The organism is Chromatiaceae bacterium, assembly GCA_016714645.1.
In the GTDB taxonomy this organism is placed as follows: Bacteria; Pseudomonadota; Gammaproteobacteria; order Chromatiales; family Chromatiaceae; genus M0108.
Genome location: JADKCI010000002.1, coordinates 72,723 through 85,443, shown reverse-complemented (window position 1 = coordinate 85,443; position 12,721 = coordinate 72,723). Strand labels below are relative to the sequence as shown.

Annotated in this window: 6 protein-coding genes, 2 tRNA genes and 2 rRNA genes; 2 read left to right on the top strand and 8 right to left on the bottom strand. The window is 61.7% G+C overall.

The genetic code is table 11. The features are described from left to right. Positions 1 to 27: 27 nt before the first annotated feature. Positions 28 to 699, bottom strand: coding sequence for a 23S rRNA (uridine(2552)-2'-O)-methyltransferase RlmE (gene rlmE / locus IPN92_07315; protein ID MBK8638093.1), 672 nt, complete (start codon positions 697 to 699; stop codon positions 28 to 30). A 10-nt stretch (positions 700 to 709) separates the two neighbouring features. Next, positions 710 to 4,216, bottom strand: a complete 3,507-nt coding sequence (gene smc / locus IPN92_07310; protein ID MBK8638092.1) for a chromosome segregation protein SMC — start codon at positions 4,214 to 4,216, stop codon at positions 710 to 712. Positions 4,217 to 4,369: 153 nt separating this feature from the next. Between smc and queF the strand changes: the two genes are divergently transcribed. Together queF and pckA are read left to right on the top strand one after the other, a co-directional pair. Next, complete coding sequence (gene queF / locus IPN92_07305) at positions 4,370 to 4,759, top strand: NADPH-dependent 7-cyano-7-deazaguanine reductase QueF (GenBank protein MBK8638091.1); 390 nt, start codon at positions 4,370 to 4,372, stop codon at positions 4,757 to 4,759. Positions 4,760 to 5,072: 313 nt separating this feature from the next. Further along, entirely contained in the window at positions 5,073 to 6,650 is a 1,578-nt protein-coding gene (pckA, locus tag IPN92_07300; protein MBK8638090.1) for a phosphoenolpyruvate carboxykinase (ATP), read from the top strand. Positions 6,651 to 6,738: 88 nt separating this feature from the next. Here pckA and ilvD read toward each other — a convergent pair whose 3' ends face one another. From ilvD to IPN92_07270, 6 genes are all read right to left on the bottom strand, one after another. Then, positions 6,739 to 8,586, bottom strand: coding sequence for a dihydroxy-acid dehydratase (ilvD, locus tag IPN92_07295; protein MBK8638089.1), 1,848 nt, complete (start codon positions 8,584 to 8,586; stop codon positions 6,739 to 6,741). A gap of 110 nt (positions 8,587 to 8,696) precedes the next feature. Continuing rightward, positions 8,697 to 9,176, bottom strand: coding sequence for a hypothetical protein (locus IPN92_07290; GenBank protein ID MBK8638088.1), 480 nt, complete (start codon positions 9,174 to 9,176; stop codon positions 8,697 to 8,699). A 96-nt stretch (positions 9,177 to 9,272) separates the two neighbouring features. Continuing rightward, a 5S ribosomal RNA gene (gene rrf, locus IPN92_07285) occupies positions 9,273 to 9,388 on the bottom strand. Positions 9,389 to 9,488: 100 nt separating this feature from the next. Continuing rightward, positions 9,489 to 12,376, bottom strand: a 23S ribosomal RNA gene (locus IPN92_07280). 174 nt (positions 12,377 to 12,550) lie between these two features. Further along, positions 12,551 to 12,627, bottom strand: a tRNA-Ala gene (locus IPN92_07275). 5 nt (positions 12,628 to 12,632) lie between these two features. Next, positions 12,633 to 12,709 (bottom strand) — tRNA-Ile (locus IPN92_07270). Positions 12,710 to 12,721 lie beyond the last annotated feature (12 nt).

The window sequence follows — 12,721 nt, the reverse complement described above, 5'->3', positions numbered from 1 at the left end:
ATCATACCCGGGAAATATGGGGCCAACCTAACCTGAAACAAAGCCCGTGGGCACGAAGCCCCGGGCCACCAGATAAAGTTCCCGGCTCTCGCGGCGGGACGACTTGGGCTTCCGGCTGGCGACCTGGCGAAAATGCCGGCGCAGGGTTCTCAGGAAGTCATCAAAGCCCTCGCCCTGGAAGGTCTTGATGACCAGTGCACCTCCGGGTTTCAGATGTTGGACGGCGAAATCAAGCGCCAGTTCGCACAGATACATGAGGCGCGGCTGATCCGCCGCCGTGCCACTCATATTGGGGGCCATGTCGGAGAGCACCAGATCCAGGGGCTCGCCGGCGAGGGTCTCCCGCAACTGGGTCAGCACCTCCTCCTCACGGAAATCGCCCTGGATGAGGGTTACGCCCGGCAAGGGGTCCATCGGCAAGAGGTCCAGCGCCACCAGGTGCCCCTTGTCACCCACCAGACGGGCGGCGACCTGGCTCCAACCCCCGGGGGCGGCGCCCAGGTCGGCGACCCGCATGCCCGGGGCCAAGAGGCGATCCTTCTCCTGAATCTCCAGTAGCTTGAAGACGGCGCGGGAGCGATAGCCCTCTTTCTGAGCGCGCTTGACGTATTCGTCGCTGAAGTGGCGATCGAGCCAGCGGCGGCTGCTCTTGGAGCGGCCCGGGGCGTGAGGGGCGGCAGTCGAGGGGGTGCGGGGCATGGTTAGGGTCTCACGAACTGGCCGCCAGGCGGGCCGCCTCCTCCACGTCCACGGCAACCAGGCGGGAGACCCCGGGCTCGTGCATGGTGACGCCCATCAGGTGGTCGGCGATCTCCATGGTGATCTTATTGTGGCTGATAAAGATAAACTGCACCTGATCGGACATGGAGCGCACCAGTTCGCAGAAGCGCCCGACATTGGCGTCGTCAAGGGGGGCGTCCACCTCGTCGAGCATGCAGAAGGGCGCCGGGTTGAGTTGGAAGATGGCAAAGACCAGAGCCACGGCGGTGAGGGCCTTTTCGCCGCCGGACAGGAGTTGGATGCTGGAGTTGCGCTTGCCCGGCGGGCGCGCCATGACGGAGACGCCGGTCTCCAGCAGATCCTCGCCGGTCAATTCCAGATAGGCATGACCACCACCGAAGAGGCGGGGGAAGAGCTGCTGCAGGCCCTGATTGACCTGGTCAAAGGTGTCCTTGAAGCGGCCCCGGGTCTCGCGGTCGATGCGGCGGATCACCGTCTCCAGGGTCTCCAGTGAGCGAAAGATGTCATCGTGCTGGGCGTCCAGATAATACTTACGCTCGGACTGGGCCTGGTATTCGTCGATGGCGGCCAGGTTGATGTTGCCCAGGCGGGCGACACGTTGGGTCACCTGCTCCAGACGCCGCTGCCATTCCGTTGCGTCCGCGGCGGGGTCCTCCAGGGCGCCCAGCACCGTCAGGGGATCAAAGGTCTGGGCCTGGAGTTGTTCCTCCAGGGTGCGGCGCAGAACCAGGCGCTCCTGGCGCTCCAGACGCAGACCGTCCAGGGTAGCGCGGGCAACGCGGATGGCCTCCTCCACGCGATGGCGCTCCTGTTCCAAGGCCCGCACCCCCTGGTCCAGGGCCTCCATGCCATCGCGGGCCGCGCTCAGGGCCGCCTCCGCCTCCAGGCGCAGGCCAAGCTGTTCTTCGAGCCGCTCCTCCTGGTCCGCCAGGGGTTCGACCAAGTCCTCCAGTGCCTCGCGCACCTCGGTGGCGCGCTCCATGAGCTGGTCACCCTGCTCACGGGCACGCTCCAGACCCCGCGCTATGGCCTCGCGACTGGCACGACGGGACTCGATGCCGACCCGCAGTCGATGCTCCCGCTCGCGCCCGTCCCGCTCCTGACCACGGGCCGTGGCGACCTCGGCGCGCAGACCCTCGCGATGACTGGACAGGGCCTCGCGCCGCTCGGTGTGGATCTCGACGGCCTCCAGGGCGGCATGGAGCCGCTCGCGGGATTCCCCCATGTCCTCCAGGGCCTCCTCCAGAGACTCCTGCAACTCGCGTCCCTCCGACTCCAGGGCATGGCGGCGCTCGTTACGGTGTTCCAGGCGGGCGCGGCGTCCGGTAAGGTCGGCACGGACCTGGGCGATGGCCCGATTCAGATCCGCGACCCGGGTCCCCAGGGCCTCGCGCTCGGCCTCCAGGGCGCGGCGGCGGTCGCGCGTCTCTTCCTGGGCCTCGACCAGGGCCAGTACCTGAGAATCCAGATCGGCAATCTGGTGCTCCAGGGCCTTCAGCGCCTCGCCGCGGACCAGAACGCCGCCGAGGGGGTGGTCCTGGGCCGGGGCGCGCAGCCAGTTAGGACCGACCTGGATACCCTCCCGGGTGACCAGGACCTGACCAGGCAAGAGCCCCGGGCGCTCCGCCAGGGCCTGGGTGAGGGTCGCGACCGGCCGCGCGCCATCCAGGAGCCCTTGCAGGGGCCAGGGGCAAGCGACCTGGTCGAACAGGCTGCCGGGCGCCGGTTGTGGGCCAGCCGGGGCCTGGGTGTCGAAGAGGGCCATGGCACCCTTGGCGGACGCCAGGGCCCCGGCGTGGCGCGTCATATCCGGGGTGCAGATGGCCTTGAGCTGCAGGCCCAGAACGGACTCCACCGCCAGCTCCCAGCCGGGCTCGACCTTGAGTTCATCCAGCAGCCGGGGGGCCTTGACCAGGCCTTGGGCGGCCACCCAAGTGGCGGTCTCACCATCGCCGTCGGCGACCGCCGCCTCCTGGAGGGCGGTGAGGGCGGATTGGCGGCCCCGGGCCGCCTGAAGCTGGGTACGGGCCGCGTCCAGACGGGCGGTCAGGTCACGCCGCTCGGCCTCTAGCTCGCCCAGGGCCGTCGCCAGCCGGTCACGCTCACCGCCGAAGGCCGCCAGTTCGCCGTTCAGGGTCCCCTCGCGCTCCTCCAGGGCTTCGATCTGCTCTTCCGGTTCATCGGTAGCGAGGCGGCTCAGTTCCCCTACCAGACGCGACAGACGGGACCGGTCCTGACCCAGGCGCTGTTCCGTATGATTGATCCTGGCACGCTCCAACTGGGCCTGTTGGGCCGGGCCCGCCGCCTCGCGATTGAGGTCATCCCATTGGGCTTCCCAGGTCTTGAGGGCCGCTTCCGCTACCTCGACGCGTTCCAGGGCGGCCTCGCGATCTTCTTCCGCGGCCAGGAGTGCCGGCTCGTCTTGGGCCAGCCGCTGGTCCAGATCCGTCAATGCTGCCTGGTCACGTTCTAGGAGGCCCGCGGCATCCGCGCTTTCCCGTTCCAGACGAGCCAACTCGACCTCCTGGCGGCGGCGGTTCTCGCGGGCGAATTGAATGCCCTGCTCCAGCCTGGCAATCTCGGCCCCCACGGCGTAATAACGGCCCTGAACACCATTAAAGTGGTCCGAGGCCTCGGCAAAATGGGCACGCTTGGCCTCGATGTCCGCTTCCAGGTGACGCTGGCGGGCCAGGTCGGCATCCAGGCCCAATTCCTTCTCATCCAGAATCACGTCGCGCTGACGCAGATCCTGGTCCAGGGCCCGCCAGCGGAGGGCCTTGAGTTGGGCGTCGAGCAGGCGCTCTTCTTCCTTGAGGTGCTTGTATTTCTCCGCCGTGGCGGCCTGGCGTTCCAGGTGCAGCAGTTGCTTGGCGACCTCCTCCCGCAGATCGTTGAGGCGGTCAAGGTTTTCGCGGGTGTTGCGGATACGGGTCTCGGTCTCGCGGCGGCGTTCCTTGTACTTGGAGATGCCCGCGGCCTCTTCCAGGAAGAGCCGCAGATCCTCGGGACGTGCCTCGATGAGGCGCGAGATCGTACCTTGTTCAATGATGGCGTAACTGCGGGGGCCCAGACCGGTACCGAGGAAGAGATCCTGAATATCCCGGCGCCGGCAGCGGGCGCCGTTGAGGAAGTAGTTGGATTGGCCGTCGCGGCTGACCTGGCGCTTGACAGCTATCTGAGCGTACTGGGCGTATTCGCCCCCGGCACCGCCATCCGCGTTATCGAAGAGGAGTTCGATGGTTGCCTGACCCACCGGCTGGCGGCTGGTGGAACCGTTGAAGATGACATCGGCCATGGACTCGCCGCGCAGCATCTTGGCGGAGCTTTCGCCCATGACCCAGCGCACGGCGTCGATGACGTTCGATTTGCCGCAGCCGTTCGGCCCCACGATCCCGGACAGGTTGCTCGGGAAGAGCACCGTCGTGGGGTCCACGAAGGATTTGAAACCGGCAAGTTTGATCTTCTCCAACCGCATCGGCGCAAGATACAGGACCCGGGGTTGCAGGGCAAAACCGCGCGACCCCGAGACCAAAGGACGGCGAAGTATTTCCCCAAGCGATTGGCTAGCTTGGACGGGGGATGGATCTGCTAAAATGCCCCTTGAGTTTTGCACCATCAAGAGCCTGAAATGCCGAGCGCCCCCAGCCGAGACCTGGAAACCTTCCCTAATCCCGCCCCGGAACGCGACTACACCATTCGCATCCGGGTGCCCGAGTTCACCTGCCTCTGCCCCAAGACGGGGCAGCCCGACTTTGCTGAACTGACCCTGGAATACGTCCCGGACCGTCTGTGCGTGGAGCTGAAGTCGTTAAAGCTGTATGTCTGGTCCTACCGCAACCAGGGCGCCTTTCATGAGGCCGTCACCAATCTGATGCTGGCGGATCTTGTTGGAGCCACCCTCCCCCGCTTCATGCGCCTGACCGCCGAATTCAACGTGCGCGGCGGGATTTTTACCACGGTGGTCGCCGAGCACCGAGCTCCGGACTGGAACCCGTCGCAACCGGTCCTCCTGCCCTGAGATTCCCGACGGATGCTCATAGCCTTTCTCGCCAAAAGCGGGATCAAGGACCTGGCCACCCCGCCATGCTGGCTACCACCGGCCAGTCCGGTAGCAAGGGCCCGTCCCCTAAGGTCGTGAGTTCAATTCAGATCAACCCGTTGCAGCCATACACCAGATCCGGTTCCTTGGCGCCTTGGCGCCACGTTAACCGCTCCTATTGGCGTGTGAATTGCGCAGCCTACCTTGTCCGCCCCATCCCCGGCGCTAGTCGGCGAGGTCATGCCAGGCGAACTTTCATTTATCGAACTTTAATCCTAGACAGGAGATTTCCATGGGTAATGTGGACTTGAGTTATCTGGGCATTAACCCTGATGTGGTTTGCTTTCGTTGGCCAACCCCCAGGTTGGTCGAGGAGGCGGTGAAGAATCGCGAGGGGCACCTGCTCCACCACCTGGCCTTCGCGGTCCGGACCGGGCATACCGGCCGCTCGCCCAAAGATCGCTTCATCGTCGACGACGCTACATCCCATAACAGCGTCTCGTGGAACAACATCAACCAGCCCATCAGCGAAGCGTCCTTCGATGGGGTCTTCGAGCGGGTTCGCCAGTATGTGCGCGCCTATAGCGTCTATGTGCAGGATGTTTACGCTGGCGCCGACGCGCGTTATCGCATACCGGTACGCTTTATCGGCACCGCCGCCTGGCAGACCCTGTTCGTGCGCAACATGTTCATCCGGCCCTCGAATGAGGAATTGACGGGGTTCGAGCCAGAGTGGAACGTCATCGGACTACCCAATCTGGGTCTGGACGAGCCCACCGCCCACGAGTTGGGTCTAAAGTCCAATGACTTTATTCTGATCAGTTTTGCACGCAAATTGATCCTGATTGGTGGCACGGGTTACGCCGGGGAGATCAAGAAATCCATCTTCACCGTCCTCAACTACCTGATGCCGGATCAGGGCGTTCTGCCTATGCATGCCTCCGTCAACGTAGGGCAACAAGGGGCCGTCACGGTCTTCTTTGGGCTTTCTGGAACGGGAAAAACGACCGTGTCGATGGACCCGGAGCGCCTCTTTCTGGGGGATGACGAGCACGGCTGGAGCGACGACGGGGTCCATAACTTTGAGGGGGGTTGCTACGCCAAAACCATCCGCCTTTCCGCGCAGGATGAGCCCCTGATTTACGCGGCCACCGAGCGCCATGGCACGACGGTGGAAAATGTCGCCTGGGACCCCCTCACCCGGCACATCGACTATGACGATGGCGGCTACACGGAAAATGGGCGCGCCTCCTTTTCCCTTGAAGCCATCCCGAACGCCATCTTCTCCGGCAAGGCGGGACACCCCGATTGCATCATCTTCCTCACGGCCGATGCCTTCGGGGTGCTGCCACCCGTGGCGCGGCTATCCCCCGAGCAAGCGGCCTTTCACTATAGCCTGGGCTACACCGCCAAGGTGGCGGGGACCGAACGTGGGGTCAAGGAGCCGGAACCGGTATTCAGCGCCCTCTACGGCGAGCCCTTCTTCCCGCGACCCCACGCCACCTACATCAATCTCTTCATGGAGAAGTTACGCAAGCACCAGGTGCCCGTCTGGTTGGTGAACACGGGCTGGACCGGCGGTAAGTACGGGGTGGGCAAGCGGATCGATATCCCGGTAACCCGCGCCATCATCCGGGCCATTCAGAGTGGTGAGTTGAATCAGGCGGCCTTCAGGACGAATCCGGTCTTTGGCTTCGAGGTACCAACTACTTGCCCGGGCGTCTCCGCCACGATTCTGGATCCGGCCTCGACCTGGAAGGACCAGTCAGCCTTTGAAAAGGACCAGCAGGCACTCGCGAAGTTTTTCATCGAACGGGCCGCCAAGCTCAGTCTGCCAACCGAGGTCATGGCGCAAATCCCGAAGCTGTAAAAAACCACAAGGAGGGCAGTCCGGAGGCGGCCTGCAAAGCTCGCCTCCGGATGTTTCTAACGGTCAGATTATCCGAAGTGGCCCCGCCTCACTTCAGCCGGGATAGATCCCGAACGGCTCCCTGAGCGGCGCTGGTGGTCATGGCGGCGTAGGCTTGCAAGGCCTGGGAGACCTGACGCTGCCGCGAGACGGGATGCCAGGCCGAGGCCCCCTTGGCCTCCATCTCCTGGCGCCGCCGGTCCAGCTCATCGGCCGGGACCTGGAGATCTATGCGTCGATTGGGGATATCGATGGCAATAAGATCGCCCTCCGCCACCAGGCCAATGGTCCCACCCCCGGCGGCCTCGGGGGAGACATGGCCAATGGAGAGACCGGAGGTGCCACCGGAGAAGCGCCCATCGGTGATGAGGGCACAAGCCTTGCCGAGTCCCTTGGATTTGAGATAGCTGGTCGGATAAAGCATTTCCTGCATGCCGGGCCCCCCCATGGGACCTTCGTAGCGGATCAGGACCACATCACCCTCTTGCACCTGGTCGGCAAGGATGGCTGCGACCGCATCATCCTGGCTTTCGAAAATGCGCGCCGGCCCGGTAAAGGTCAGGATAGTGGCATCCACCCCCGCCGTCTTGACGATACAGCCCTGCTCCGCAAGATTCCCAAACAGCACGGCCAGGCCCCCGTCGCGACTGTAGGCGTGCTCGAGATCGCGGATGCAGCCCTGGACACGATCCAGATCCAGGCTCGGCCAGCGGGCATTCTGGCTAAAGGCGACTTGAGTTGGAATACCACCGGGGGCGGCCAGAAACCGGGAACGCGCCTCATCACTCGCATTGCCACTGATATCCCAGCGGTCCAGCGCCACGCCTAGGCTTTCGGCATGGACGGTTGGCACCTCACTATGCAGAAGCCCCGCTCGATCCATCTCACCCAGTATCGCAATAATACCACCGGCACGATGGACATCTTCCACATGATAATTCGGGGTCGAAGGTGCGACCTTGCACAGATTAGGAACCTTGCGACTGAGCCGGTCGATATCGCTCATGGTGAAATCCACCTCGGCTTCATGGGCGGCGGCCAGTAAATGCAGCACGGTATTGGTGGAACCGCCCATGGCGATGTCCAGGCTCATGGCGTTCTCGAAGGCCTGGAAGTTGGCGATGGAACGGGGCAGAACGCTGGCGTCATCCTGTTCGTACCAGCGGCGGGCGAGGTCAACCACCAAGCGCCCCGCCTCAAGAAAGAGAGCCTCGCGATCGGCGTGCGTCGCCACCAGAGTCCCATTGCCGGGAAGGCTCAGCCCTAGGGCTTCTGTTAAACAATTCATAGAGTTGGCGGTAAACATGCCAGAGCATGAGCCGCAAGTTGGACAGGCGGAACGCTCGTATTCCTGGACTAGGGCGTCACTTTCCCCGGGGTTGGCCGCCACCACCATGGCGTCCACTAGGTCCAGGTGGATCTCGGTCCCTTGACGCATGACTTTTCCCGCCTCCATGGGACCGCCAGAAACAAAGACGACGGGGATGTTGAGGCGCAGGGCGGCCATCAACATCCCGGGGGTGATTTTGTCGCAATTGGAGATACAGACCAAGGCATCGGCGCAGTGGGCATTGACCATGAATTCCACTGAGTCAGCGATGAGGTCGCGCGACGGCAGGGAATAGAGCATGCCGCCATGGCCCATGGCGATGCCATCATCGATGGCAATGGTATTGAATTCCTTGGCCACGCCCCCGGCCCGCTCGATTTCTCGAGCTACTAACTGACCCATGTCCTTCAGATGGACATGGCCCGGAACGAACTGGGTGAAGGAGTTGGCGACAGCAATGATAGGCTTTTGAAAGTCAGCATCGGTCATGCCCGTGGCGCGCCACAGGGCGCGAGCGCCAGCCATGTTGCGACCTTCGGTGGTGGTGCGGGAGCGATAACGGGGCATTGAGGTCTCCGATAGGTAAGCAGATGCATCAATTGGCTGGCCAATGCAGCCGAGCCATTGACGGAGGTGGGCCGAATTCTACCGGATGCGGCGACGCAAGGCTTTTCCCGTCAACCTTCGGGGGGTGAACTGAAGGTAATGAAGCGAAATGGGACGGCCATCAGGCCGAGTTCCGTGGAGAGAAGGACCTTCGCCTCCCAATCCATGCGATTGCGCACACAAATGGGCAGGGTCACCTGACCTTGCCAGTCACCAGAATCCGCCGCCTCTAGCTGGACCCGGTTGTAGCCCATATTCATGTCCGTGCCCGAGAAATCCACCTCAACCACACGGACCCCGATGCCTTCGATACGGACACTCAAGACTAGGGGCTGGAGAACAGGCATCGAGCGCGGTTCGATCCCAAAACGAACCTTGCCGCCCCCCGACAAGCCAGCCGTGCAGGGACCCTGGCGCAGATCACAACCAGGAACCAGGGGAGCGATGGTGACGATGGGTGGAAATAGAATTGGCCAGACCCTGTAAAGAGAAAGGACGGTCAAACCAAGGGCAAAGGCGCCTAGAGACAACCAAACAAATTTCGTCTTCATGTCAAGACCCGTAATTTCGTGCGAGTGGGCGTCCCCCCCAACCCCCTACAACGAAAAACCCCGCCCTGAGTAACAAGGCGGGGTTTTAAGAAAAGGTCCTGGCGGTGACCTACTTTCACATGGGGAGGCCCCACACTATCATCGGCGATACACCGTTTCACTGCTGAGTTCGGGATGGGATCAGGTGGTACCAGTGCTCCATGGCCGCCAGGGAAAAGGGTAGGAGGTGGCGGTGGGCCACCCCCTTGGGAATAGAGAGATCGTTGGCGTGAGGGACACGTCCCCACCCCGCGCAAAGCGCTTGGGTGTTAGAGGGTCAAGCCGCACGGTCAATTAGTACGGGTTAGCTGCACGCGTTACCGCGCTTCCACATCCCGCCTATCCACGTCATAGTCTGTGACGGACCTTTAGGGACCTCAAGGGTCCAGGGAGATCTCATCTTGGGAGGGGCTTCCCGCTTAGATGCTTTCAGCGGTTATCCCGTCCGTACATAGCTACCCGGCAATGCCACTGGCGTGACAACCGGAACACCAGAGGTACGTCCACTCCGGTCCTCTCGTACTAGGAGCAGCTTCCCTCAAATCTCCAACGCCCACGGCAGATAGGGACCGAACTGTCTCACGACGTTCTAAACCCAGCTCGCGTACCACTTTAAATGGCGAACAGCCATACCCTTGGGACCGACTTCAGCCCCAGGATGTGATGAGCCGACATCGAGGTGCCAAACACCGCCGTCGATATGAACTCTTGGGCGGTATCAGCCTGTTATCCCCGGAGTACCTTTTATCCGTTGAGCGATGGCCCTTCCATACAGAACCACCGGATCACTAAGACCTACTTTCGTACCTGCTCGACGTGTCTGTCTCGCAGTCAAGCACCCTTATGCCTTTGCACTCAATGCGCGATTTCCGACCGCGCTGAGGGTACCTTCGTGCTCCTCCGTTACGCTTTGGGAGGAGACCGCCCCAGTCAAACTACCCACCACACACTGTCCCTGATCCGGATCACGGACCGAGGTTAGAACTCCAAATCGACCAGGGTGGTATTTCAAGGGTGGCTCCACCCGAACTGGCGTCCGGGCTTCCTAGCCTCCCACCTATCCTACACAAGTCGATTCAAAGTCCCGTGTGAAGCTATAGTAAAGGTTCACGGGGTCTTTCCGTCTAGCCGCGGGTACTCGGCATCTTAACCGAGATTTCAATTTCACTGAGTCTCTGGTGGAGACAGCGTGGCCATCGTTACGCCATTCGTGCAGGTCGGAACTTACCCGACAAGGAATTTCGCTACCTTAGGACCGTTATAGTTACGGCCGCCGTTTACCGGGGCTTCGATCAAGAGCTTCGCCTTGCGGCTAACCCCATCACTTAACCTTCCGGCACCGGGCAGGCGTCACACCCTATACGTCCGCTTACGCGTTTGCAGAGTGCTGTGTTTTTAGTAAACAGTCGCAGCCACCTGGTCACTGCAACCCCCGTCCGCTCCGGCCGCAGGGCCTTCACGTACTAGGGGCGTACCTTCTCCCGAAGTTACGGTACTATTTTGCCTAGTTCCTTCACCAGAGTTCTCTCAAGCGCCTTGGGATTCTCACCCTGCCCACCTGTGTCGGTTTGGGGTACGGTCCCCTGTTACCTGAAGCTTAGAGGCTTTTCTTGGGAGCTGGGCATCAATCACTTCGCCTCCGTGGAGGCTCGTCGTCACGCCTCGACATTAGCGGCCCGGATTTGCCTGAGCCACCTGTCTACACGCTTGAACCGGGACTACCGTCGCCCGGATGACCTAGCCTTCTCCGTCCCCCCATCGCAGTAACAGCAGGTGCGGGAATATTAACCCGCTTCCCATCGACTACGCCTTTCGGCCTCGCCTTAGGGGCCGACTAACCCTGCGCCGATGAACGTTGCGCAGGAAACCTTGGGCTTTCGGCGAGGGGGACTCTCACCCCCTTGATCGTTACTCATGTCAGCATTCGCACTTCCGATACCTCCAGCATGCCTTACAGCACACCTTCACAGGCTTACGGAACGCTCCCCTACCAAGCACGTAAACGTGCTTCCGCAGCTTCGGTACATGGCTTAAGCCCCGTTGAATCTTCCGCGCAGGCCGACTCGACCAGTGAGCTATTACGCTTTCTTTAAAGGGTGGCTGCTTCTAAGCCAACCTCCTGGCTGTCTGGGCCTTCCCACATCGTTTCCCACTGAGCCATGATTTAGGGACCTTAGCTGGCGGTCTGGGTTGTTTCCCTCTTGACGACGGACGTTAGCACCCGCCGTCTGTCTCCCGCGATTGCACTTCTCGGTATTCGGAGTTTGCATCGGTTTGGTAAGTCGGGATGACCCCCTAGCCGAAACAGTGCTCTACCCCCGAGAGTGAGACGCGAGGCGCTACCTAAATAGCTTTCGGGGAGAACCAGCTATCTCCGGGCTTGATTAGCCTTTCACTCCGACCCACAGCTCATCCCCGTCTTTTTCAACAGACGTGGGTTCGGGCCTCCAGCGCGTGTTACCGCACCTTCACCCTGGCCATGGGTAGATCGCCCGGTTTCGGGTCTACTCCCAACGACTCAAACGCCCATTTAAGACTCGCTTTCGCTACGCCTCCCTCTTCGGTTAAGCTTGCCGCTGAGATGTAAGTCGCTGACCCATTATACAAAAGGTACGCCGTCACCCTGGCGGGCTCCGACTGCTTGTACGCATACGGTTTCAGGATCTATTTCACTCCCCTCTACGGGGTTCTTTTCGCCTTTCCCTCACGGTACTGGTTCACTATCGGTCGGTAGGGAGTATTTAGCCTTGGAGGATGGTCCCCCCATGTTCAGACAGGGTTTCTCGTGCCCCGCCCTACTCGTTTTCACCTGACCAGCCATGTCGCGTACGAGGCTATCACTCGCTATGGCGCTCCTTTCCAGAAGCTTCTGCTATGGGTGATCGGGCTTAAGGGCTAGTCCCCTTTCGCTCGCCGCTACTCAGGGAATCTCGGTTGATTTCTGTTCCTCCGGGTACTTAGATGTTTCAGTTCCCCGGGTTTGCTTCGTCCGCCTATGAATTCAGCGAACGATACCGGCCTTACGGCCGGTGGGTTTCCCCATTCGGACATCCTCGGATCAAGGCTTGTTTGCCAGCTCCCCGAGGCTTTTCGCAGGCTACGACGTCCTTCATCGCCTCCTACCGCCTAGGCATCCACCGTATGCGCTTTGTTGCTTGACCCTCTAACCCCAAACGTTCTGGGCTCTCGGGCAACATGGTTACGTGTCCTGTCAGCGTTGCCGCTAACAGGTGCCTTACGATCTCTCTATGTTGTTAATGAGCGGGTTTGCCGAAGCAAAGCCCCGAGGCCGGCACGCCGGCTTCGGGGCTTGACTGCGGGGTGGCGGTCCGGGGTGGTGGAGCCAGGGAGGTTCGAACTCCCGACTTCCTGCTTGCAAAGCAGGCGCTCTCCCCAGCTGAGCTATGGCCCCGTGACTGGTGGGTCTGGCTGGAGTTGAACCAGCGACCTCACCCTTATCAGGGGTGCGCTCTAACCAACTGAGCTATAGACCCGTCGCTTGACCT